Here is a 23638-nt window from a genome sequence, read left to right as displayed (position 1 = left end):
TGCATCCCATGGCACAGGCAGCTGAGATTCAGGCAACGGTCGGAGATAGCGAGTTCGACCGCGACACCACCGTCGTCCCGCGCGGTCCCGGCGAACCGGGCGTCTACGACGCGGAGCTCTCACCGGGCTGGACGATCATCCACGCCGTCAACGGCGGCTATCTCCTCGCCCTGCTCGGCCGTGCCCTCGGCGACGCGCTGCCGCACCCCGACCCGTTCACGGTCTCGGCGCACTACCTCACCCCCTCGCACCCGGGCCCCGCGGTCATCCGTACCCAGGTGGTCCGTGCGGGACGAACCCTCTCCACCGGCGAGGCCTCCCTGTTCCAGCTCGACGAGAACGGCGCCGAGGTCGAGCGGATCCGCGTCCTTGCCTCCTACGGGGACCTGAACAGGCTCACCGACGACGTACGGACGACGGCGACCGCGCCGGTCATGCCCGCCTATGAGCACTGCCTCGGCCCCGAGGACGGCCCCGCCGCCATCCCCGGCAGCTCCGCGATCACCGAGCGGCTACGGCTGAAGCTCGACCCCGCTACCGCCGGCTGGGCCGTGGGCGCGCCGTCCGGCAAGGGCGAGATGCGAGCCTGGTTCGGGCTGGCCGACGGCCGTGACGCCGACCCCTTCTCGCTGCTGCTCGCCGTGGACGCGCTGCCGCCGACCGCCTTCGAACTGGGCCTCAAGGGCTGGGTTCCGACGGTCGAGCTGACCACCCACATCCGTCGCCGCCCGGCGCCGGGGCCGCTGCGGATCTCCATCACCACGCGCAACCTGGCGGGCGGGTTCCTGGAGGAGGACGCCGAGGTCTGGGACAGCGCGGACCACCTGGTGGCCCAGTCACGGCAGCTGGCCCGCGCACCGCGCTGACCCCGTGACGCCCCCGGGCCCGTACCGTCCCTCGGGCTCTCGCGATCCCTGGGGCCCGTAACGCCGCAGGGGCCCGTCCGCCCCTGGGGCGTTCATCGGCCCGAACGCAGGAACCTGTCCAGCGCGGCGGACAGTTCGGCCGGTGAGTCCTCCTGGACCAGGCGCCCCGCGCCCTCCATGAGTCGCAGCGCGGCTCCGGACACGAGCCTGGCCAGCTCATGTCCCCTCGCCACCGGGATCCAGTTGTCCTGCGCGCCCCAGCAGATGAATACGGGGGACGGGTCGACCAGCCGGTCCAGGACCGCCGGATGCAGGCCCGGGTGGCTCGCGGAACTCACGTACTCCCGTACCAGCGCACGGTGCAGCGCGGCCGGCGGTTTCCCGAAGACATGGGCGCGGCCGCCGAGCAGCTGATAGGCGGGCGGGCCCCAGGGCGCGAGTGCGACCGGATCGACGAGGGCGAGGTGGCGGTAGCCCGCGCCGTGCAGCAGGTGCGCGCGCAGCGCCACACAACCTCCGAAGTCATGCGCGACGACGGATGGCTGATCGAGCTTCCAGTGCGCGAAGAGCTCCGTGAAGACCTGGGCCTGGGCTCGCAGCGAGACGTCCTGGCCGGCCGACTTCTCCGAAGCGCCGTAGCCGGGCATGTCCCGGACCAACACCTGGTGGTCCTGCGCGAGCGCGCGGGCGACGGAACGCCATACGTAGGAGGAGAACGGTGTCCCGTGCATCAGGACGACCGGCGCCCGACCGCGGCACCGAGGAAGGCCCAACGGATCTCTCCCGAGGAGCTTGCGAACGAGCGGTCCAGCACCCAGCCGGTCATGATCGCCAGGTTAACGATTGGCCGATCGGCCGGTCGAGGCCGCCCGGAGCCCCGGGGCGGGCTACGGTTCGGCCAGGCCGAGCTGTATTCGCTGCGTCAGCGCGTCGTAGTAGACCGCACCATCGATGATCTTGCCGTGCTCGTCGTAGTGCAGGACTTCGCAGAACGGCACGTCCATCCGCTTGTGCGTCGCGGGCCGGCTGCCGCCGAGCGGACCGTCGTTGATGCCACGGCCCTGGAACAGCGCGATCGTGGTGTCGCCGCCGTTGATGTAGCGGATCTGCTCGGCGCGGGCGTCCGAGAACGCGTTCACCCACCCCTGCATGTGCGCCAGCGACTCCTGCGCGCCCTTGGCCGTGGTGCCGCGGGCCTGGTCGGCGTACGTCACGTCCGGATGCAGCAGGCGCGTCACCGTGTCCCAGTCGCGCTCGTTGAACGCGCGCGTCATGGCCTTGTGTGTGGCGATGTTGTGCATGTCGCCCTCCGTGGGGGGCTCGTGCGGACGTCCGGCCGCGGGCTCATTTCAGGATGGCACGGGGCTTACGGCAGTCAAGTCCTGGAACACAACGGGCACCGTGGACCGGATGCACCCCCGCGCCGGGTCTGCGCCCCCGCCGTGACTCGTAGAATCGTGACCACCATGGCCTACCTCGACCACGCCGCGACCACTCCGATGCTGCCGGAGGCGGTCGAGGCGATGACCGCCCACTTCGCCGTCACCGGCAACGCCTCCTCTCTGCACGCTGCCGGGCGCCGGGCGCGCCGTACTGTCGAGGAGGCACGCGAGGCCCTCGCCGAGTCGCTCGGGGCGCGGCCGAGCGAGGTGGTGTTCACCGCGGGGGGCACCGAGGCGGACAACCTCGCCGTCAAGGGGCTCTACTGGGCACGCCGGGACGCCGACGCGGCCAGGACCCGGGTGCTGGCCAGTCCCGTCGAGCACCACGCCGTGCTCGACGCGGTGCACTGGCTCGGGGAGCACGAGGGCGCGACGGTGGAGTACCTGCCGGTCGACCCGTACGGCCGGGTGCACCCGGAAGCGCTGCGCGCGGCGATCGAGCGGAACCCCGACGATGTGGCACTGGTCACCGTGATGTGGGCCAACAACGAGATCGGCACGGTCCAGCCGGTCCACGAACTGGCTGCCGTGGCAAGCCGGTTCGGCGTACCGATGCATTCCGACGCGGTGCAGGCGGTGGGGCAGCTCGAGGTGGACTTCGCGGATTCGGGGCTTGCGGCGATGACCGTGAGCGGCCACAAGATAGGTGGTCCGTACGGCATCGGCGCTCTGCTGCTGGGCCGCGAGTACAGCCCCGTCCCGGTGCTGCACGGCGGCGGCCAGGAGCGGCATGTGCGCTCCGGCACGCTGGACGTGCCCGCGGTCGCGGCCTTCGCGGTGGCCGGGGTGCTGGCCGCCGAACGGCGGGAGCAGTTCGTCCGGGAGGTCGGCGGCCTGCGCGACGAACTGATCGAGGCAGTACGCGCCGCCGTTCCGGACGCGATCCTCGGCGGCGACCCGGACGACCGGCTCCCCGCGAACGCGCACTTCACCTTCCCGGGCTGCGAGGGCGACTCCCTGCTGCTCCTGCTGGACGCCCAGGGCATCGAGTGCTCGACCGGCTCGGCCTGCACGGCGGGAGTGGCCCAGCCCAGCCACGTCCTCCTCGCCACCGGAACGGATCCGGACCTGGCCCGCGGCACGCTTCGTTTCTCGCTCGGCCACACGTCCACCAAGGCGGACATCGACGCTGTCGCCGAAGCGATCGGCCCGGCGGTGGATCGGGCCCGCACGGCTGGGCTGACCTAGGGTCTCTCGCAGTCCCCGCCCACCTGTCTCAGCCGAGGACCTTGCGCGCTTCCGCCACCAGCTTCAGGTAGCGGTCCCAGTCCCAGTGCGGGCCGGGATCGGTGTGATCGGCTCCGGGGACCTCCACGTGCCCGATGATGTGCTCCCGGTCGACGGGTATCCCGTACCGCGCGCATATCCCCGCCGTGAGCCGCGCGGAGGAGCGGTACATCGCGTCGGTGAAGGAAGCGGGCCGGTCCACGAAGCCCTCGTGCTCGATGCCGATGCTTCGCTGGTTGTAGTCCCGGTTTCCGGCGTGGTACCCCACATCCAGCTCACGGATCATCTGGGCGATGTGCCCGTCCTTGCGTACGACGTAGTGCGCGGCGGCGCCGTGCCGCGGGTCCTTGAACACCTTGAGCGCGATCGGGAAGCTGCCCTGCACGACGTGGATCACCACCCGGTCGACGGTGTAGTCGGCGGGCCGGTCCGCGCGCCGCCAGTTCGCGGAGGAGGCGGCCGTCCACTCCGCGCCGGTGTGGTCCAGCTCCCCCTCCTTGCGCGGTTTGTCGATTCCCGGCACCTGCCACCAGGCACGTTTCAGCTCGTCCCTCGCCAGCACGGCGGTGCCGGCCGCCGCACCGAGGCCGCCGAACAGCAGCACCCGTCGGCTGATTCCGCGGCCCGTGTCCTTGCCCACTCTGCCCATGCGATCCACAACGGTTACTCCCGAGCGATCAGTTCCCCGGGGCACGTACCCTGTTTGGTGCTATGACTCAGACTCCGCAGCGCCCCCTCCGTGTCCTCGCCGCCATGTCCGGCGGTGTCGACTCCGCCGTCGCCGCCGCCCGCGCCGCCGAAGCCGGCCACGACGTCACCGGTGTCCACCTCGCGCTCTCCGCGAACCCACAGTCCTTCCGGACCGGCGCGCGGGGCTGCTGCACGATCGAGGACTCGCGCGACGCCCGCCGGGCCGCGGACGTCATCGGCATTCCCTTCTACGTGTGGGACCTGGCCGAGCGGTTCCGTGAGGACGTGGTCGAGGACTTCATCGCGGAGTACGAGGCCGGCCGCACACCGAATCCGTGCCTGCGCTGCAACGAGAAGATCAAGTTCGCGGCGCTGCTGGACAAGGCGCTCGCGCTCGGCTTCGACGCGGTCTGCACCGGCCACTACGCGACGGTGGTGCTGAACGAGGACGGCACCCGCGAGCTGCACCGGGCCAGTGACATGGCCAAGGACCAGTCGTACGTCCTCGGCGTGCTGGACGAGAAGCAGCTCGCGCACGCGATGTTCCCGCTCGGTGACACCCTCACCACCAAGGACGAGATCCGCGCGGAGGCGGAGCGCCGCGGCCTGGCGGTCGCCAAGAAGCCGGACAGTCACGACATCTGCTTCATCGCGGACGGCGACACCCAGGGCTTCCTGGCCGACCGGCTCGGCAAGGCGGAGGGCGACATCGTCGACGAGTCCGGCGCCAGGCTCGGCACGCACGACGGTGCCTTCGGCTTCACGATCGGCCAGCGCAAGGGCCTGCGCATCGGCCACCCCGCGCCGGACGGCAAGCCGCGCTACGTACTCGACATCTCGCCGGTGAACAACACCGTCACGGTGGGCCCGGTGGAGGCGCTGGACGTCACCGCGCTGACGGCGATCAAGCCCCGGTGGTGCGGCGCGGCCCCCGCCGGCCCCGGTACGTACACAGCACAACTGCGTGCGCACGGCGGCGAGACCGAGGTGTCGGCGGAGCTGGTCGAGGGCGAGCTCCGGGTCACCTTCGGTGAGGCGGTACGGGGTGTGGCGCCGGGCCAGGCCATCGTGCTCTACGACGGCACCCGGGTCGTCGGCTCGGCGACCATCGCGACGACCGAGCGGGCTGCCGCGGCCGTCTGAGCCGTACGCCGTACGCCGGGCGCCGGCCCGGCCCGGGCCCCGGGTGCCTACCCGGCTCGGGCCTCCAGCAGTTTCTTCAGGGCCGCCAGGTCCTTGCGGTTCGCCCGCCGCATCGCCGCGGCCATCACCCCCCGCGCCGATCGCGGCGAAGCCGCTCGGCTCGCCGCGGTTGCGCAGCGTCATACGGGTGCGGTCGGGGTACCGGCGCGCGGTACAGGGCTTACGCCGTCAGTACCAGCGCCAGCGCGACCGCCGCCGGCACCGACTGGACGAAGAGGATGCGCCGCGACACGGTGAGGCAGCCGTAGACGCCGGCGACGATCACACAGCTCAGGATGAAGACCTGGGCGTGTGTGCCGGTGGGCTCCGGCTCGACGAGGCCCCAGACCAGTCCCGCCGCGAGAAAGCCGTTGTAGAGCCCCTGGTTCGCGGCGAGCGGGGCGGACTCGGCGGCGAACTCCTGCGTCGTGCCGAAGGTCGCGCGGCCCTTCGGCGTACTCCAGAGAAACATCTCCAGCACCAGGATGCAGAGGTGGATCGCGGCCACCAGGGCGACCAGGACGACGGCGGCGGTGTGCATGGAGGCTCCAGTCGGGAGGGGTTGGGTTGGGTTGGGTTGGGTTGGGAAAGCCAACCCATTTGCCCGACCCTAGAGGTGCACGGTTGGAAAGACCAATCCACCTGGCTGAAGGAACTACGCTGGGTCCTATGGCGAAGAGAACGGTGAGCCCCCGCGAGTGCTCACTCGCATCCGCCCTCGGGGTGGTCGGTGAGAAGTGGGCGATGCTCGCGGTGCGTGAGGTCTGCTACGGAGTCCACCGCTTCGACGGGATCGTGCACCACACCGGTGCCCCCCGTGACGTCCTCGCCGCCCGGCTGCGCACCCTGGTCGACGCCGGTGTCCTTCGGAAGGTCCGCTACAGCGAGCGGCCGCCGCGCGACGAGTACCACCTCACCGAAGCCGGCGCGGAGCTCGCTCCGGCGCTGCTTGCGCTGATGGACTGGGGCCGCCGTTGGGCACCGGGCGCGCCCGAGGCGCGGCCGCCCCTCGCTCACATCTGCGGTGCGCCGCTCCAGCCGGTGGTGAGCTGTGACGCATGTGGCGACCCGGTCGAGATGCGGACGCTTGTCCTTCCCGGGTCGCTGGGGTCTCCGGAATCGAGCGCTGCGGCGAATTGACCGGACCCTCCGGGCGCCCCCGGGGGTCCGAGTCCCGGGAGGACTCGGCGTGGAGAGCGCGGAGCCCCCGGCCAGGCCGGGGGCTCCGCAGGTCCACGCGTCGGCGGTCGCAGCCGTCAGGGGGATCAGACGACCTCGGTGTCGTAGAAGCAGAAGTGGTCCCTGATCGCCGCGGCGTCGGGCTTCGGGTCCGGGTACGCCCATACGAGGTCCGCCCCGCCGGACACCGACCAGTAGTCGGCGTCGCCCTTGAACGGACAGTGGGTGTGGGTGTCCGAGCGCGACAGCAGATCGGTGCGGACGTCCTCCGGCGGAAGGTAGTACCTCACCGGGCATCCCGTTTCGCGCAACAGCAGTGGCCGCCGGCTTTCTGCCAGGACCTGCCCGTCTCGTACGACGCGAACATGTTGCGTGCCCGGCTCGATGGTGATGCGGTGTCCATGAGTCATACGGACGTCAGCACCTGGCCGGGCGGACTTCTTCCCCGCCGGTGATGCGAGCATGGCCGGTATGGCTACCCATCTGATCACCGGTGCAGGTTCAGGGATCGGCGCCGCCGTCGCGCGTCGGCTCGACGAGCGCGGCGACGAGCTCGTCCTGCTGGCCCGTGACGCCGGCCGGGCCAAGGAGCTCGCCGCCCGTTTCCCGGGCGCGCGCACTCTCGTCGGCGACCTGGCCGACCCCGACCGCCTGTCCTGGGCCTTCTCCCACCAGTCCCTCCCGGACCGGGTCGACTCGCTGCTGCACATCGCGGGAATCGTCGACCTCGGCCCGATCGGCGATCTGCGGCCGAAGACATGGCACCAGCAACTCAATCTGAACCTGATCGCCCCGGCGGAGATCACCCGCCTCCTGCTGCCCCAACTGCGCATTTGCAAGGGCCATGTGGTCTTCGTCAACTCGGGTGCGGGTCTTGCCGCTCACGCCGAGTGGGGCGCCTACGCCGCGTCCAAGCACGGGCTGAAGGCCCTCGCCGACTCGCTGCGCCAGGAGGAGAAGCCGAACGGCATCCGCGTCACGTCGGTCTACCCGGGCCGCACCGCGAGCCCCATGCAGGCCAAGGTGCACTCCCAGGAGGGCAAGGCGTACGACCCGGCGCGCTGGATCGATCCGGAGTCGGTCGCCACGACGATTCTGATGGCCCTCGACCTGCCGCGCGACGCGGAGGTCACCGACCTGATGGTGCGGCCCGGACGATGAACGAGATCATGTGGGGCGCGGCCACGGGTGTCGGATCGATGCCCGGGGGCGACGCGCGTGAGACCGCGAAGACCGTCACGGGGTCCTTCGAGGACTTCCCGTTCCTGCCGGAGCTGCCCGGACGCGGCCCCGGCGCGGACATGATCGGGCGGACCATCGGCCTGCTCGTCGACATGTACGCGCATGTGGAACCCAGCGGCTGGCGGATCAGCGACCGGCCGGGGCGGGACACCCGTCGCGGCCGGTCCTGGTTGGGCGAGGACCTCGACGCGCTGGAGGAGTACACCCAGGGGTACGAAGGCCCGCTCAAGGTGCAGGCGGCCGGCCCGTGGACCCTGGCCGCCGCGCTGGAACTGCGCGGCGGCGAGGCGGCCCTCGGGGACGCCGGCGCCTGCCGGGACCTGGCCGCTTCCCTGGCCGAGGGGCTCCGGTCCCATCTCGCGGAGGTGCGGCGCCGGGTACCGGGCGCGGAGGTGGTCCTCCAGCTCGACGAGCCGTCCCTCGTGGCCGTGCTGAGCGGCCGGGTCGGGACCGCCAGCGGATATCGGACGTACCGGGCGGTGGACCGTCAGGTCGTCGAAGCGACGCTGCGCGAGGTCATCGGCGCGAGCGAGGGCGGCCCGGTGGTCGTGCACTCGTGCGCGCCGGACGTGCCGTTCGCGCTTTTGAGGCGAGCCGGCGTGGCGGGAGTGTCGTTCGACTTCGGAGTACTCACCGAGCGTGACGAGGAAGCGGTCGGCGAAGCGGTGGAGGGCGGCACGAAACTCTTCGCGGGAATCGTGCCCGGGACCGACAGTCCATTGTCCGACCCTGCCGGTAGCGTCATGGGTGTCAGGACGCTGTGGCGCAGGCTGGGGCTGTCGCCGGGAACTCTCGCCGAGTCGCTGGTGATCACTCCGACGTGCGGGCTGGCGGGCGCTTCGCCCGCCTACGCCCGCGCGGCGCTCGCGCACTGCGTCCGGGCAGCGCGGTCCCTCGCGGACAACCCTGAGTGACGGGCTGAGCGCGTGCAAGGGGACGCGAAGGAAGACTGGTCGAACGGGAGGACAGACGGTGGCTGGCGAACAGGACGCAGCGGTGCCTTCGGAGGCACGGGAGAAGCACGCCCTCCTCGCTGAGCAGGTCGAGGAGCACCGCTTCCGCTACTACGTGAAGGACCGGCCGGTCATCAGCGACGCGGAGTTCGACGAGCTGCTGCGCTCGCTGGAGGCTCTGGAGGAGGAGTATCCGGAGCTCAGGACGCCCGACTCGCCGACCCAGAAGGTCGCCGGCGCGTACGAGACGGAATTCACCGCGGTCGAGCACCGCGAGCGGATGCTCTCCCTCGACAACGCCTTCGACGGGGAGGAGCTGGCGGCGTGGGCCGAGCGTGTCGCCCGCGAGGTCGGTACGTCGAAGTACCACTTCCTGTGCGAGCTCAAGGTCGACGGCCTCGCGGTGAACCTCACCTACGAGCACGGGCGGCTGACGCGAGCCGCCACCCGCGGGGACGGCCGCACCGGCGAGGACATCACCCCCAACGTCCGGACGATCGCGGAGATCCCGGACCGTCTGGCGGGTGACCGGATTCCTGCGTTGGTGGAGATCCGCGGCGAGGTCTACTTCCCGATGGAGAAGTTCGAGGAGCTCAACGCCCGGCGGGTGGCCGCGGGCGAGCAGCCGTACGCCAACCCGCGGAACTCCGCGTCCGGTTCGCTGCGGCAGAAGGACCCCAAAGTCACCGCCACGCTCCCTCTGCACATGGTGGTGCACGGTATCGGCGCCCGGGAGGGCTTCGAGATCGACCGTCTCTCGCAGGCCTACGAGCTCCTGCGGGAGTGGGGCCTGCCGACCGCCCATCACAACAAGGTGGTCGGCTCGCTCGACGAAGTGCGGGAGTTCATCGCGTACTTCGGCGAGAACCGGCACTCCGTCGCGCACGAGATCGACGGTGTGGTCGTCAAGCTCGACGAGATCCCGCTCCAGGGGCGGCTGGGCTCCACCTCGCGGGCGCCTCGCTGGGCGATCGCCTGGAAGTACGCGCCGGAGGAGGTCAACACCAAGCTGGTGAACATCCGCGTGGGCGTCGGACGCACCGGCCGGGTCACGCCCTATGCCCAGGTCGAGCCGGTCAAGGTGGCGGGCTCGGAGGTCGAGTTCGCCACCCTGCACAACCAGGCCGTGGTCAAGGCCAAGGGCGTCCTGATCGGCGACACCGTGGTGCTGCGCAAGGCGGGCGACGTGATCCCGGAGATCCTCGGCCCGGTCGTCGATCTGCGGGACGGCACCGAGCGGGAGTTCGTGATGCCGTCCGAGTGCCCCGAGTGCGGTACGGAGCTGCGGCCGATGAAGGAGGGCGACATCGACCTCCGCTGCCCCAACTCCCGCTCCTGCCCGGCGCAGTTGCGTGAGCGCCTCTTCTACCTCGCCGGCCGCAAGTCCCTGGACATCGAGAACTTCGGCTATGTCGCGGCGGTCGCGCTGACGCAGCCTCTGGAGCCGGCCGAGCCGCCGCTGCGGGACGAGGGCGACCTGTTCGACCTGACGGTGGAGCAGCTGCTGCCGATCAGGTCGTACGTACGGGACCAGGACAGCGGACTGCCCAAGCGGGACCCCAGGACGGGCGAGGAGAAGGTCGTCACCTTCTTCGCCAACCAGAAGGGCGAGCCGAAGTCCAACACCCTGGCGATGCTGAAGAACATCCAGGCCGCCAAGGAGCGCCCGTTGGCGCGGATCATCACCGGCCTCTCCATCCGCCATGTGGGCCCGGTCGCCGCCGAGGCGCTGGCCAGGGAGTTCCGGTCGCTGGACCGCATCGAGCAGGCGACGGAGGAGGAACTCGCGGCCACCGAGGGCGTCGGTCCCACGATCGCGGCCTCGCTCAAGCAGTGGTTCGCGGAGGACTGGCACCGGGAGATTCTCCGCAAGTGGCGGGCGGCCGGGGTCCGGATGGAGGAGGAGGGGGGCTGGAAGGACGAAGGGCCGCGCCCGCTGGAGGGTCTGACCGTGGTGGTGACGGGCACGCTGCGGAACCACACGCGAGATGGCGCGAAAGAGGTGCTGCAGAACCTGGGAGCGAAAGTGACCGGTTCCGTTTCGAAGAAGACCTCCTTCGTTGTGGTGGGTGACAGTCCCGGCTCGAAGCACGACAAGGCGGTGCAGTTGAAGGTGCCCATCCTCGACGAGGAGGGCTTCGCCGTCCTGTTGGCACAAGGCCCCGACGCCGCGCGCGAAGCGGCCGTGCCCACCGAGGAGTAGCCGGGCCGGCGAGGCGTAAAGGGGGGCGGACATCACCCGTTCGACGCATACCAGAGGGATAAGGGTGGCCGGGTCGCATTCGGGCAACCCCCGCCGACCGCTGCCCGTTGACGCCTTTCGCGGCCTACTGTTGAGGGGTGCGCCTGTCGTGCACGGCTGTGTGGTGGGCATTCAGCTGTGGTGGCATGACAACGGGGCCACCACGTGGCACGGGCACCGCCGGCTGTGAGAGGGACGGGCATGAAACCGACCGAGAGCGCTGCCCGGGATTCACGGCTGCGCAGGTTCGGGGGCCTGGTACCCAGGCCCCCGGAAGAGACTGCGGAAGACGGAACGGACCGGTTCAGCCTGGCCCTGCCCGGCGTCGTCGTGGCGGTGGCGGGCCTCGTGCTGGCCGGCGGGGTCCTCAGCACACTCCGCGACGGGCACTCCCTGTTCCCCGACTCGGCCGTCGGCTGGTCCTTCGCTCTCCTCACCGGGATCATCGTCGGCCACCTGGTGGCCCTCGGCCGGGGCAGGTGGTGGGGCGGCACCGGCTCCGGCGCGGCTCTCACTCTCGCGGTACTCCTGCTGTACGGATGGCTGCCCGCAGGGCTGGTCAGCCTCGCCGTCGTCGTGCTGGTCGGCGTGGCCCGCAGGCGCCGCTGGCGCCTCGGCTTACTGCACGGCGCGGTGGACATACTGGGCATCGGCGCGGGAGCGCTGGTCCTGGCGGCCTTCGGGGTCATACCCACCGTGGAGCAGCCCTGGCAGCCGCTGGACTGGGGCATAGCCGCGGTGCCCCAGGTGACGCTGGCCGCGACCGCGTATCTCGGCGTCACCCGGGTCCTCCTCTGGTACTCCCTCGCGCAGCACGGCGGCGGACTGCCCACCATCGCCCGCACCGCGCTGCTCAGGCAGGGCCTCGTCGCCGGCGCCCTGCTCGGCATCACCCCGCTGATATGCGTGGTCGCCGTGTCCCTGCCGGTGCTGCTCCCGCTCTTCGCCGTCCCGCTGATCGCCCTGGACTCCACGCTGTGGATCGCCAGAGCGCGAGCGGAGGAGCAGTTGCGCGATCCCCTGACCGGGCTGCCCAACAGGCAGTGGCTGCTGGAGCGGACCTGGTCGGCGCTGGACGAGGCCGAGCGGATCGGCTCCCGGTCCGCCCTCGTCCTGATAGACCTGGACCGGTTCCGCTCCGTGAATGACACGCTCGGGCATCTGGCCGGCGACCGGCTGCTGCTCCAGATCGCGGAGCGGCTCCAACTGGCTCTGCCCCGCGGTGCGGAGGCGGCCCGGCTGGGCGGCGACGAGTTCGCCGTACTGCTGCCCACCGCCGACTCCACGACCAGTGCGCAGCGCGTCGCCCGTCACCTCGTCGCGGAGCTCAGCTCCCCGCTCGACCTGGACGGACTGACCCTCGTCCTGGAGGCCAGCGCCGGCCTGGCCGTCTTTCCCGACCACGCACTCGACGCGGAGGGGCTGCTGCGCCGCGCGGACGTGGCGATGTACCAGGCCAAGCGGGACCGCACGGGCGTCGAGGTCTACGAGTCCAAGCGAGACAGCAACACTCCCGACCGGCTCGGCCTGCTGGGCGATCTGCGCCGGGCCCTCGACGCGGGCGAGGTCGAGCTCCACTACCAGCCCAAGGTCCGCTTCGACGGACAGGTCGCCGGGCTGGAGGCGCTCGTACGGTGGGTACACCCGGAGCGGGGCCGGGTCTCGCCCGACGAGTTCATCGCCATAGCCGAGTCCTCCGGACTGATGCCGCACCTGACCGAGTACGTCCTGGAGACGGCGCTCGCCCAGGTCGCGCGGTGGCGTGCGCAGGGGCTGTTCGTACCGGTGGCCGTGAATGTCTCGCCCCGCGACGTCCACACCCCGGGCTTCGCGGGTGGGGTGGCGGCGAGGCTGGCACGTCACGGGGTCCCGGCCGGGGCCCTCCAGCTGGAAATAACGGAGCACGTGCTGCTGGAGGACCCGCAGCGGGCTGCCGACACGCTGGCCGCCCTCACCGGCCACGGCGTGAAGATGTCCCTGGACGACTTCGGAACGGGGTACTCGTCCCTGGTCCATCTGCGCCGGCTGCCGGTCAGCGAGCTCAAGATCGACCGCTCGTTCGTGGCCCGGCTGGCGGTCGACACCGAGGACGCCGAGATCGTCCGGTGCACGGTCGACCTGGCCCACTCGCTCGGCCTGCTCGTCGTCGCCGAGGGCGTCGAGGACGACGAGACCTGGGAGCGCCTGCGCGACTTGGGCTGCGACGCGGTCCAGGGATGGCTCGTCGCCGCCGCGATGCCTCCGGACGAGGCGACGGCCTGGCTGCTGGCCCGCGGTGTACACGGGTGGCGCCGCCCGGCCGAACTGGCGGCCGCGTCCGCCGCCGCGTCGGCCGTGGACCCCGCCCAGGAGGATGCGGACACGCCGTCCGGCCACGTGGTGAACTAGCGGGGCGGCGCCCGCCGGGGAAACCGTTTCGCTGGTACGGGGCCGGGCCCCATAGGATTGGGCCCGAAACCTACACACTCACACTCACCACCCCCAGAGGATCGCTGCATGCCTGGCATCACGCGCGAGGAGGTCGCCCACCTCGCTCGGCTGGCGCGTCTGGAGCTGAAGGCCGAAGAGCTCGACCACTTCGCCGGACAGCTCGACGACATCATCGGCGCGGTCGCCCGCGTATCCGAGGTAGCCGACCAAGACGTACCGCCGACCTCCCACCCGCTGCCGCTGACGAACGTCATGCGCGTGGACGAGGTCCGTCCGTCGCTCACCCCCGAGCAGGCGCTCTCCGGCGCCCCCGCCCAGGAGCAGCAGCGTTTCAAGGTGCCGCAGATCCTGGGGGAGGACTAATCACCATGACAGACATCATCAGGCTCACCGCGGCCGAGATCGCCGGGAAGATCGCCTCCGGCGAGCTGACGGCCGTCGAGGTCACCGAGGCCCACCTGGCCCGGATCGGCGCCGTCGACGAGAAGGTGCACGCCTTCCTGCACGTCGACCGTGAGGGTGCGCTCGCACAGGCCCGCGCCGTCGACGCCAAGCGCGAGGCGGGCGAGAAGCTCGGCCCGCTGGCCGGCGTCCCGCTGGCCCTGAAGGACATCTTCACCACCGAGGGCATCCCGACGACTGTCGGCTCGAAGATCCTCGAAGGCTGGATTCCGCCGTACGACGCCACGCTCACCAAGAGGCTCAAGGCCGCTGACGTCGTCATCCTCGGCAAGACCAACATGGACGAGTTCGCCATGGGGTCCTCGACCGAGAACAGCGCCTACGGCCCGACCGGCAACCCGTGGGACCTCACCCGCATCCCCGGCGGCTCCGGCGGCGGTTCGTCCGCCGCCCTCGCCTCCTACGAGGCCCCGCTCGCCATCGGCACGGACACCGGCGGCTCCATCCGCCAGCCCGCCGCCGTCACCGGCACCGTCGGCGTCAAGCCCACGTACGGCGGCGTGTCCCGCTACGGCATGGTGGCGTTCTCCTCCTCCCTCGACCAGGGCGGCCCCTGCGCCCGTACGGTCCTGGACGCGGCCCTTCTGCACGAGGTCATCGCCGGCCACGACCCGCTCGACTCGACGTCCATCGACGCCCCGGTCCCGCCGGTCGTCGAGGCCGCGCGCAACGGCTCGGTCGGCGGTATGCGCGTCGGCGTCGTCAAGCAGTTCCGTGGTGAGCACTACCAGGCCGGCGTCATGCAGCGCTTCGACGAGTCCGTCGAACTGCTGAAGGAGCTGGGTGCCGAGATCGTCGAGGTGGACTGCCCGTCCTTCGACCTCGCGCTCGCCGCGTACTACCTGATCGCGCCGTCCGAGTGCTCCTCCAACCTGGCCCGCTTCGACGCCATGCGCTACGGCCTCCGGGTCGGCGACGACGGCACGAAGTCCGCCGAGGAGGTCACCGCGCTGACCCGCGAGGCCGGCTTCGGCGACGAGGTCAAGCGCCGGATCATGCTCGGTACGTACGCGCTCAGCTCCGGCTACTACGACGCGTACTACGGCAGCGCCCAGAAGGTCCGCACCCTCATCACCCGCGATTTCGAGAAGGCCTTCGAGCAGGTCGACGTGATCGTCTCGCCAACCACGCCCACCACCGCCTTCCCGATCGGCGAGCGCGCCGACGACCCGATGGCGATGTACCTTGCCGACCTGTGCACCATCCCGACCAACCTGGCCGGCAACGCCGCCATGTCGCTGCCCTGCGGCCTGGCGCCGGAGGACGGCCTCCCGGTCGGTCTGCAGATCATCGCCCCCGCCATGCAGGACGACCGGCTGTACAAGGTCGGTGCCGCGGTGGAGGCGGCATTCGTGGCCCGCTGGGGACACCCGCTGCTCGAGGAGGCACCGTCACTGTGAGCGCTCTGACCAAGGCCAAGGGCTTCAAGAAGTCCAGGACCGGCCTGTACCTGTCCATCGGAACCACCGCTTTCGGCGCGCTCAGCGTGGCCAAGCAGGCCCGCAAGGCCCGCACCGAGAGCGACACGCTCCTGCTGCTCGACGCAGTCGTCTCCGCCGCCGCCGTCGCCACCGGCCTCGCCATGCTCCTGCGTGAGCTGAAGCGGCTCGGCGACGACGACGTCCTGCTGGGCTGAGAGGGAAAGTCTCACCGTGACCGTCACTGAACTCCTGTCGTACGAGGCTGCCCTCGCGACGTACGACCCCGTCATGGGCCTCGAGGTCCATGTCGAGCTCGGCACCAGGACCAAGATGTTCTGCGGGTGCTCCACCGAGCTGGGCGCCGCGCCCAACTCGCAGACCTGCCCCACGTGCCTCGGAATGCCCGGCTCGCTGCCGGTCGTCAACGCGACCGCCGTCGAATCGGCCGTCAAGATCGGCCTCGCGCTGAACTGCGAAATCGCCGAGTGGTGCCGCTTTGCCCGGAAGAACTACTTCTATCCGGACATGCCGAAGAACTTCCAGACCTCTCAGTACGACGAGCCGATCGCCTTCAACGGCTACCTGGACGTCCAGCTGGAAGACGGCGAGGTCTTCCGTGTGGAGATCGAGCGAGCCCACATGGAGGAGGACACCGGCAAGTCGACGCACGTCGGCGGCGCCACCGGTCGTATCCACGGCGCGTCCCACTCCCTGCTGGACTACAACCGGGCCGGCATCCCGCTCATCGAGATCGTCACCAAGCCGATCGAGGGTGCGGGCGAGCGAGCCCCCGAGGTCGCCAAGGCGTACGTCGCCGAGCTGCGTGAGCTCATCAAGGCGCTCGCCGTCTCGGAAGCCCGCATGGAGCAGGGCCAGATGCGCTGCGACGTAAACCTCTCGCTGCGTCCGCACGGGCGGGAGAAGTTCGGCACGCGCTCCGAGACGAAGAACGTCAACTCGCTGCGCTCGGTGGAGCGTGCGGCCCGTTACGAGATCCAGCGCCACGCGGCGGTCCTCGCGTCCGGCGGCACGATCATCCAGGAGACCCGCCACTTCCACGAGGAGGACGGCTCCACGACGTCGGGCCGGGTGAAGGAGGAGGCCGAGGACTACCGGTACTTCCCCGAGCCCGACCTGGTTCCGGTCGCGCCGACCCGCGAGTGGGTGGAGAAGCTGCGGGGCACGCTCCCCGAGCTGCCACGGGTGCGCCGCAACCGGCTGCGCGAGGAGTGGAGCATCTCGGAGCACGAGATGCAGTCGGTCCTCAACGCAGGTGCGATCGACCTGATCACCGCGACGATCGACGCGGGCGCGGAAGCCGCGTCGGCCCGTAAGTGGTGGATGGGCGAGCTGGCGCGCCGTTCGAACGAGGACGGCGTGGACCTCGCGTCGCTGCCGATCACCCCCGAGCAGGTCGCCCGGGTCACCGCGCTCGTCGCGTCCGGTGACCTCAACGACAAGCTGGCCCGGCAGGTCATCGAGGGCGTCCTCGCGGGCGAGGGCGGTCCGGACGACGTGGTGGAGAAGCGCGGCCTGAAGGTCGTCTCGGACGAGGGCGCGCTCGGCACGGCCGTGGACGAGGCGATCGCCGGTAACCCGGGGATCGCGGACAAGATCCGCAGCGGCAAGGTCGCGGCCGCCGGCGCGCTGGTCGGCGCCGTCATGAAGGCCACCCGGGGCCAGGCCGACGCGGCGCGCGTGCGCGAGCTGATCCTGGAGAAGCTGGGCGTCCTGGGCTGACGCGGTCCGTATGTACGCCGAAGGGGCGGCCGGCACCGTGAGGTGCCGGCCGCCCCTTCGCGTCCGTCGCAGGCGGATGCGGTGGGCAGCCCGCCGGCGAACCGGTCCTCGATGGCTTTCTTGTACCTGCGTGCGTCGGTGTACTTGCGTGCGTCGGTGGAACCGAGGGCAGTGAGCCGGTCCGCGACCTGGCCGGGTGACCGCCTCGGCTGCGAACCGGAATTGCGCGGCTCGCAGGCGCGGTGACCGGCAGCACGCGGGCCGGGTAGGGCGTGTCCCCCAGTACGCGGACCGGCCGCCCGGACTTCTCGCGTCGTCCTCCTGGACGTTCACCGATGCGCCCTCCGTGCGCCTTCCCCGGGCAATGTGGCCTCACTACCGTCCCGGCCGGAACACCTGACTCGGGAGGATCACTTGGCCACGGACATGTCACGTCGACGCCTGCTTGCCATCGGCGGAGGCGCGCTCGGCGCCGCGGCGGCGGGATCGCTGCTGCCGCCCTCGCTGCGGGCCGCGCTCGCGGCCGAGCCCGCCACCGGCGGGCTGCGTGCCGTCAAGCACGTGGTGATCCTCATGCAGGAGAACCGTTCGTTCGACCACTATTTCGGCACCCTCCGCGGAGTACGCGGCTTCGGCGACCGCAACGCCATCGAGCTTCCGTCCGGCAAACCGGTCTTCGAGCAGCCGGGACCCCTCCGCAGCGTTCTGCCGTTCCCCGTCCGGGACGCAGCCGAGAGGCAGAAGGAGGACCTCCAGTACATCGGCGACCTCGACCACTCCTGGAGCGGCGGAGCCAAGGCCTGGAACAACGGCTGGATGGACAACTGGGTGTCCGCCAAGTCCGCCGCCACCATGGCCTACTACGACCGCCGCGACCTCCCGCTGCACTACGAGCTCGCGGACACCTTCACCATCTGCGACGCCTACCACTCGTCGATCCACACGTCCACGAGCCCGAACCGAAACCACCTGGTCAGCGGCTGGACCGGGTACGAGGCCGACGGCAGTCGGGCCGTTTCCAACGCCGCGTACGCGGAGGGCACGCACCCCGGATACACCTGGACCACGTACCCCGAACGGCTGGAGAAGGCGGGCCGCAGCTGGAAGACGTACCAGGAGTGGGAGAACTTCACGGACAACAACCTGGAGTTCTTCGCGACCTTCAAGGCCATCGCCCGCAAGGCGCTGTCGAAGGCCGACGACTTCACGTACATGGAGGCCTTCTACGCGAAAGTGCGCGACACCGGCGACGCCGCTGAGCGTGCGCGCCTCCTCGCCGCGCTGGAGGAAGGCGTCGCCGCCCTCACCCCCGCCGAGCGCAGCCTCTTCGAACGCGCCCTGCGCCGCGAGAAGACAGGCAGCCTGGCGGAGAACTTCCGTGCGGACGTGGCCGCCGGCACACTGCCGGAGGTCAGCTACCTGGTGCCGTCCGCGGTCGACTCCGAGCACCCGGGCGCCTCCTCGCCGATCGCCAGCGCCACGCTCGTCTACAAGGTGCTCGACGCGCTGGGCTCGCACCCCGACGTGTGGCGGCACACCGTCGTACTGATCAACTACGATGAGAACGACGGCTTCTTCGACCATGTCCCGCCGCCCGTGCCGCCGGCGGAGAACACCGACGAACGCTGGCAGGGCCGCCCCACCGGGCTCGGTATCCGGGTGCCGCTGCTGGTCGTGTCCCCGTGGACGGTCGGCGGCTTCGTCTGCTCCGAGGTCTTCGACCACACCTCCACCATCCGCTTCCTGGAGAAATGGACGGGCATCGAGGAGCCGGGCATCACGCCGTGGCGCCGCGCGGTCACCGGTGACCTGACCTCCGCATTCGACTTCCGGCGGGGCCGTCCGCAGCCGGACGTCGAGCAGCCGGGTGCCGTCCCGCCGTTCACCGGCCGCTGGCGGCCCGTGCCGCCCGCCGTCCAGCAGATGCCCGTACAGGAAGAGGGGACACGGCCCGCGCGCCCGCTGCCGTACCAGCCGGACGCGTATGGAAAGGCCGAGGACGGTGCGTTCCGAGTCGACCTGCGCAACGCGGGCCGCGCAACCGCTCACTTCGCGCTGTATCCGTACGCCGGGGAGTTCGCGGTCCCGCAGCACCGGGATGTCAGAGGCAAGGCGCAGTGGGAGGTGCCGCTCTCCGGTGACTCCTACCGCTTCACCATCACCGGCCCGAACGGCTTCCGCCGCGAGTTCGCCGGTACGACCGCCCAGGGCGCCGAAGTCTCCTCGTACATCGACCACGAGGACCGGGACCTGCATCTCACGCTCGGCAACCGTGGCACGAAGCCGCTCACCTTCACCGTCCGCCCGCTCGGCTACGTCGACGAGGCGGACCTGCGTGACTGGACCCGGGAGATCACCGTCAAGCCGGGCCGCAGCCGTACGGTCGTGCACTCGGCGGCCGACGCACAAGGCTGGTACGACCTCCAGGTCACGGCCGCGGGCGACAGCGCTTTCCGGCGGCGCCTGATGGGACACATCGAGAACGGGCGCGCCAGCGTCTCCGGCTGACCGCCCCCGGCGCCACGGGGTGCGCAGGAGGTGCCGGGCAAAGGCTCCGTCCCCTGCGCGCCCTCGTGCCTCTGCGCGCCCCTGTGATGATGCCCACGAAAGGGGCAAAGGATCGCTATCGCCTGACAGAGTGCTATCAGTAGGTCATGTGCTCTTTGCGGGGGTTTCCGGTGAAGATCTACCAACCACCCAGGGAGCGCGCCCGTTGGCAGCCGTCGCACGGTGGTGCATCCGTCACCGCCTCTTCGCCGTACTGCTCTGGCTGACAGCACTCGGCGGCACCGCTGCCGCTGCCGGCGTCGCAGGCTCCGCGTACTCCAACGACTACGAGGTCCCGGGCACCGAATCCGGTCGCGCCACCGCTCTGCTTCAGCGAGGCTTCCACGGCCAGGGCGGCGACCGCGACACCATCGTGTGGCAGACCGGCACCGGCACGGTCCGTGCCGCGGGCGTCGAACAACGCATGGCCGAGGCGCTCGACGAGATAGCCGACCTGCCCGGCATCGCCTCCGTCACCAGCCCCTACGCCGCCGAGAACGCCGGACAGATCAGCGAGGACGCGCACACCGCCTACGCCACGATCACCTTCGACCAGCAGGCCGACGCCATCTCCCCGGCGGAGGCGCAGGCCGTCGTGGACGCCGCGAAGTCCGCCGAGCGTGACGGCCTCCAGGTGGAGTTGGGCGGCAGTGCCATCGCGCTCACCGAGGCCCCCGCCGCGCACGTCAGTGAGGCCATCGGCGTGGTGGTGGCCGCCATCGTGCTGTTCCTCGCCTTCGGATCGCTCGCCGCGAGTCTGCTGCCCATCGCCACAGCCCTGGTCAGCGTCGGCATGGCCTACGCGGGCATCGTGCTGCTCGGCCACGTCATGACGGTCGCCGACTTCGCGCCGATGCTCGGCATGCTGATCGGGCTCGGCGTCGGCATCGACTACGCCCTGTTCATCGTTACGCGGCACCGCAAGGGGCTCAAACGCGGTCTCTCCGTGGCCGATGCCGCCGAGAACGCCGTCGTCACCACCGGCCGTGCCGTCGTGTTCGCCGGCGCGACCGTCTGCATCGCCCTCCTCGGCATGCTGATCCTGCGGCTGAGCTTCCTCAACGGCGTCGCGATAGCAGCCTCGCTCACGGTTGTGCTCACCGTCGCCGCCTCGGTGACCCTGCTGCCCGCCCTGCTGTCCCTCATCGGCGAGCGCGCGCTCTCCCGGCGAGAGCGACGCCGGCTGGCCGAGCACGGCCCGCGGCCCGAGTCACTCACCGGCTTCGCCGCCCGCTGGTCGCTCTTCGTCGAGCGCCACCCCAAAGTCCTCGGGGGCATGGCGGCCGCGGTGATGCTCGTCCTCGCGCTGCCGACTCTCTCGCTCCACCTCGGAACCTCCGACCAGGGCAACAACCCGGCCGACTCGACCACCCGCCAGGCATACGGCCTGGTCGCTGAAGGCTTCGGCCCCGGTGTCAACGGCCCGCTCACCCTGGTCGCGCACCTCGACGGGGCCGACGACCGGCTCGCCCTCGACGGCCTCGCCGACACCCTCCGTACCACCGAGGGCGTCGCCTCGGCCGGCCCGGCCGCCGTCAACCGCAGCGGCGACACGGCGGTCATCACCGTCGTACCGGAGTCCGCACCCCAGTCCCGGTCGACCAGCGATCTGGTCGACCGGCTGCGCGGGGACGTCCTGCCACGCGCCGAGGACGGCACTTCGCTGGACGTGTACGTCGGCGGAGTGACCGCGAGCTATGACGACTTCGCCGAGATCATCGTCGGCAAGCTGCCGCTGTTCGTAGGCGTCGTCATCGGCCTCGGATGCGTCCTGCTGCTGGTCGCCTTCCGCTCCATCGGCATCCCGCTCAAGGCCGCGGCCATGAATGTCGCCGCTGTCGCGTCCGCCTTCGGCGTGGTCGTCGCGGTCTTCCAGTGGGGCTGGGGGAGCGAGCTGCTGGGGCTCGGCAGCGCGGGACCGATCGAGCCCTTCCTGCCGGTCATCATGGTGTCTGTGCTGTTCGGTCTCTCCATGGACTACCAGGTCTTCCTGGTCAGCCGGATGTACGAGGAGTGGCTGGAGACCCGGGACAACCAACGGGCGGTACGGGTCGGTCTCGCCGAGACCAGCCGCGTGATCAACTCTGCGGCGGTCATCATGATCTCCGTCTTCCTGGCCTTTGTGCTGAGCGGCGACCGCGTGATCGCGATGTTCGGTATCGCGCTCGCCGCAGCGGTCGCCCTGGACGCGTTCGTCCTGCGTACGCTCCTCGTGCCCGCGCTGATGCACATGCTGGGCGGAGCGAACTGGTGGCTGCCGGCCTGGCTCGACCGGTGGCTGCCGCGCATCAGCATCGAACCGGCGGAGCGCGGGCGTGCGAAGATCGCCGATGAGCTGCTGAGTGCGGAGAACCCGGAGTCCTGCCACGGGCCGGCCGCCGGGCCGGTCCCGGATCAGAACCCGGAGGCGGCCGCGCTCGTCAAGTGATCCGTTGCCGGCGACAGGACCTGACCGCATGTTCTCCATACCCCTCGGTGACAATGCCCGACTGCGCCCGCTGGAGCCCTGGCAGGCCGAGGAGTTCCTCGACCACATGGACCGGGCGCGGGACTACGTCGGCGAGCACATCGGCTTCGCCGACCGTGCCACCGACCTCGGTTCGGCGCGTGAGCTGCTGACCGGGTACGCGCAGAAGCACGCGGCTGACACCGGCCGCATCCACGGCATCCGGCTCGACGGCACGCTGGTCGGCGGGGTCCTCTTCCGGACCTTCGACGCCGCCGCCGGGAACTGCGAGATCGGATGCTGGCTGGAGCCGGCCGCCGAGGGCCGCGGCCTGGTGACGACGGCGTCCCGGTGCCTCATCGACTGGGCGTTCGGCGAGCGCGGAATGCACCGGGTGGAGTGGGTCGCCTCCACGACGAACGCGCGCAGCCTGGCTGTCGCGAAACGACTCGGGATGACCCGGGAAGGTGTGATGCGCGAGAGCTTCCCGTACCGGGGAGTCCGCCAGAACCTGGAGATCTGGTCGGTACTGGCCACGGAGTGGCAGCCGGCGTAGCTCAGCGCATTCTCAGCGGGCTCTCAGAATCGGCCCCTACGGTGCGACGCATGGATATCAAGAACGCCGCCGCACCTGCCACCGAGACCGACCCCGAGAACGAGACCAGGGCCGAGACCTCCGCGGCCGTCGACATCGTCGAGGGGGACGACGACCGCCACACGGACTCCTCAGCGGCAGCCGCGGACCCCGACGGCTCCCGCGAGGCTGACGAGACCGGCCGTGGCGAGGACTCCACCGCGGCACGGGCGGGCATCGGCGCGGGCGCGGCGGCGGTCGTCGGCGCCGGACTCGGTGTCGCGTCGCTCACCGGTACGTGGGTGGGCCGGGTGGCCGCGGAGCGGCAGACGCTCATCGGCCAGATCGAGACCACGCAGGGTGCCACTCCTGCCCAGCAGATCTCGGCGCTCTACGGCGAGGCCTGGCATATGACCGCCCTCGTCAACGGCGCCTTCGCGGTACTCGCCCTGCTCGTCGGCATCTTCGTCCTGGTCCGCCCGGCCTTCGGTGCACCCGGCCGGACCCAGGCGGTCTGGGTCCGGTCGGTCGCCTGGGCGGCGGTCGCGCTCGGCGCCCTCGGCCTGCTGATCTCCGGCCTCATGTACTCCGACGTACTCGCGAGCCTGCCGCAGGCCGGCTCCTAGGGTCTTTCATTTGGACCGGGCCGGACACAACTAAGCACGCCGGGGGCCCGGCTAAGTACCCCCGTGCACCGGAGATGCGGCACTCTCCCGATGTGGCGGGGCCCCCTGGGGGACGAACCTTGGATCACGCCGACGGACCGTCGGTCACCGAGGAACCGTCACCAGGGAGCCCGAGATGTTCGAGTACGAGATCCAGAAGCTGCACCACAACGAGCTGATCCGCGAGGCCGGCAACGCCCGGCAGGTCCGGCTGGCCGTCAAGGCCCGCCGTGCTGCCCGTCGTGCCGCCGCCGGGCGGTCCGGACAGGATGATCACGAAGGGACGGTGAGCGCCCTGCGGTCCCGGTTCGCCCGAGCCGCATGATCCCG

21 protein-coding genes and 1 pseudogene are annotated in these 23638 nt (G+C 70.8%); 17 read left to right on the top strand and 5 right to left on the bottom strand.

Features of this window, described 5'->3' with window-relative positions:
• The first annotated feature begins 8 nt into the window (after positions 1 to 8).
• The gene (locus AB0M62_RS22855; protein ID WP_366076126.1) at positions 9 to 866 is read left to right on the top strand and encodes a thioesterase family protein; all 858 of its coding nucleotides are present in this window, start codon (positions 9 to 11) and stop codon (positions 864 to 866) included.
• 92 nt (positions 867 to 958) lie between these two features.
• Here the strand turns inward: AB0M62_RS22855 and AB0M62_RS22850 are convergent.
• Positions 959 to 1692: pseudogene (locus AB0M62_RS22850) on the bottom strand (alpha/beta fold hydrolase).
• Positions 1693 to 1753: 61 nt separating this feature from the next.
• The gene (locus AB0M62_RS22845; protein WP_366076125.1) at positions 1754 to 2167 is read right to left on the bottom strand and encodes an ester cyclase; all 414 of its coding nucleotides are present in this window, start codon (positions 2165 to 2167) and stop codon (positions 1754 to 1756) included.
• A gap of 165 nt (positions 2168 to 2332) precedes the next feature.
• Between AB0M62_RS22845 and AB0M62_RS22840 the strand changes: the two genes are divergently transcribed.
• Complete coding sequence (locus tag AB0M62_RS22840) at positions 2333 to 3496, top strand: cysteine desulfurase family protein (RefSeq protein WP_366076124.1); 1164 nt, start codon at positions 2333 to 2335, stop codon at positions 3494 to 3496.
• A 28-nt stretch (positions 3497 to 3524) separates the two neighbouring features.
• Here AB0M62_RS22840 and AB0M62_RS22835 read toward each other — a convergent pair whose 3' ends face one another.
• A complete protein-coding gene (locus AB0M62_RS22835; RefSeq protein ID WP_366076168.1) occupies positions 3525 to 4184 on the bottom strand; it encodes an N-acetylmuramoyl-L-alanine amidase in 660 nt (219 codons plus the stop codon).
• A 62-nt stretch (positions 4185 to 4246) separates the two neighbouring features.
• Between AB0M62_RS22835 and mnmA the strand changes: the two genes are divergently transcribed.
• Positions 4247 to 5368: a tRNA 2-thiouridine(34) synthase MnmA gene (gene mnmA, locus AB0M62_RS22830; protein WP_366076123.1), complete on the top strand. Its 1122-nt coding sequence runs from the start codon at positions 4247 to 4249 to the stop codon at positions 5366 to 5368.
• 220 nt (positions 5369 to 5588) lie between these two features.
• Here mnmA and AB0M62_RS22825 read toward each other — a convergent pair whose 3' ends face one another.
• Positions 5589 to 5948: a DUF1304 domain-containing protein gene (locus tag AB0M62_RS22825; protein ID WP_366076122.1), complete on the bottom strand. Its 360-nt coding sequence runs from the start codon at positions 5946 to 5948 to the stop codon at positions 5589 to 5591.
• 128 nt (positions 5949 to 6076) lie between these two features.
• Between AB0M62_RS22825 and AB0M62_RS22820 the strand changes: the two genes are divergently transcribed.
• Positions 6077 to 6547, top strand: coding sequence for a helix-turn-helix domain-containing protein (locus AB0M62_RS22820; RefSeq protein ID WP_366076121.1), 471 nt, complete (start codon positions 6077 to 6079; stop codon positions 6545 to 6547).
• A gap of 125 nt (positions 6548 to 6672) precedes the next feature.
• Here AB0M62_RS22820 and AB0M62_RS22815 read toward each other — a convergent pair whose 3' ends face one another.
• On the bottom strand, positions 6673 to 6996 hold the full coding sequence (locus AB0M62_RS22815; protein WP_366076120.1) for a DUF427 domain-containing protein: 324 nt from the start codon (positions 6994 to 6996) through the stop codon (positions 6673 to 6675).
• 52 nt (positions 6997 to 7048) lie between these two features.
• On the opposite strand from AB0M62_RS22815, the gene AB0M62_RS22810 reads away from it, so the two are divergent.
• From AB0M62_RS22810 to AB0M62_RS22750, 13 genes are all read left to right on the top strand, one after another.
• The gene (locus AB0M62_RS22810) at positions 7049 to 7747 is read left to right on the top strand and encodes an SDR family oxidoreductase (protein ID WP_366076119.1); all 699 of its coding nucleotides are present in this window, start codon (positions 7049 to 7051) and stop codon (positions 7745 to 7747) included.
• Positions 7744 to 8742: a methionine synthase gene (locus AB0M62_RS22805; protein WP_366076118.1), complete on the top strand. Its 999-nt coding sequence runs from the start codon at positions 7744 to 7746 to the stop codon at positions 8740 to 8742. Before AB0M62_RS22810 ends, AB0M62_RS22805 begins: the two co-directional genes overlap by 4 nt.
• 58 nt (positions 8743 to 8800) lie before the next feature.
• On the top strand, positions 8801 to 10984 hold the full coding sequence (gene ligA, locus AB0M62_RS22800) for an NAD-dependent DNA ligase LigA (protein ID WP_366076117.1): 2184 nt from the start codon (positions 8801 to 8803) through the stop codon (positions 10982 to 10984).
• Between the two features lie 240 nt (positions 10985 to 11224).
• Positions 11225 to 13411, top strand: a complete 2187-nt coding sequence (locus AB0M62_RS22795) for a bifunctional diguanylate cyclase/phosphodiesterase (RefSeq protein ID WP_366076116.1) — start codon at positions 11225 to 11227, stop codon at positions 13409 to 13411.
• 108 nt (positions 13412 to 13519) lie between these two features.
• On the top strand, positions 13520 to 13816 hold the full coding sequence (gatC, locus tag AB0M62_RS22790) for an Asp-tRNA(Asn)/Glu-tRNA(Gln) amidotransferase subunit GatC (RefSeq protein WP_366076115.1): 297 nt from the start codon (positions 13520 to 13522) through the stop codon (positions 13814 to 13816).
• Between the two features lie 5 nt (positions 13817 to 13821).
• Positions 13822 to 15315, top strand: coding sequence for an Asp-tRNA(Asn)/Glu-tRNA(Gln) amidotransferase subunit GatA (gene gatA / locus AB0M62_RS22785; protein ID WP_366076114.1), 1494 nt, complete (start codon positions 13822 to 13824; stop codon positions 15313 to 15315).
• Complete coding sequence (locus AB0M62_RS22780) at positions 15312 to 15551, top strand: hypothetical protein (protein WP_254369640.1); 240 nt, start codon at positions 15312 to 15314, stop codon at positions 15549 to 15551. Before gatA ends, AB0M62_RS22780 begins: the two co-directional genes overlap by 4 nt.
• 16 nt (positions 15552 to 15567) lie before the next feature.
• Positions 15568 to 17076, top strand: coding sequence for an Asp-tRNA(Asn)/Glu-tRNA(Gln) amidotransferase subunit GatB (gatB, locus tag AB0M62_RS22775; RefSeq protein ID WP_366076113.1), 1509 nt, complete (start codon positions 15568 to 15570; stop codon positions 17074 to 17076).
• A 414-nt stretch (positions 17077 to 17490) separates the two neighbouring features.
• A complete protein-coding gene (locus tag AB0M62_RS22770) occupies positions 17491 to 19584 on the top strand; it encodes a phosphocholine-specific phospholipase C (RefSeq protein WP_366076112.1) in 2094 nt (697 codons plus the stop codon).
• Between the two features lie 205 nt (positions 19585 to 19789).
• On the top strand, positions 19790 to 22051 hold the full coding sequence (locus AB0M62_RS22765) for an MMPL family transporter (protein WP_366076111.1): 2262 nt from the start codon (positions 19790 to 19792) through the stop codon (positions 22049 to 22051).
• A gap of 28 nt (positions 22052 to 22079) precedes the next feature.
• Positions 22080 to 22625: a GNAT family protein gene (locus AB0M62_RS22760; RefSeq protein ID WP_366076110.1), complete on the top strand. Its 546-nt coding sequence runs from the start codon at positions 22080 to 22082 to the stop codon at positions 22623 to 22625.
• A 50-nt stretch (positions 22626 to 22675) separates the two neighbouring features.
• Positions 22676 to 23269: a hypothetical protein gene (locus AB0M62_RS22755; protein ID WP_366076109.1), complete on the top strand. Its 594-nt coding sequence runs from the start codon at positions 22676 to 22678 to the stop codon at positions 23267 to 23269.
• Positions 23270 to 23444: 175 nt separating this feature from the next.
• The gene (locus tag AB0M62_RS22750; RefSeq protein ID WP_366076108.1) at positions 23445 to 23633 is read left to right on the top strand and encodes a hypothetical protein; all 189 of its coding nucleotides are present in this window, start codon (positions 23445 to 23447) and stop codon (positions 23631 to 23633) included.
• Positions 23634 to 23638: the final 5 nt, after the last annotated feature.

Origin of the sequence: Streptomyces sp. NPDC051219, assembly GCF_040682335.1 — a bacterium.
Classification (GTDB): Bacteria; Actinomycetota; Actinomycetes; order Streptomycetales; family Streptomycetaceae; genus Streptomyces.
The sequence above is the reverse complement of the archived record's forward strand: the minus strand, read 5'-3'. Positions and strand labels throughout refer to the sequence as shown.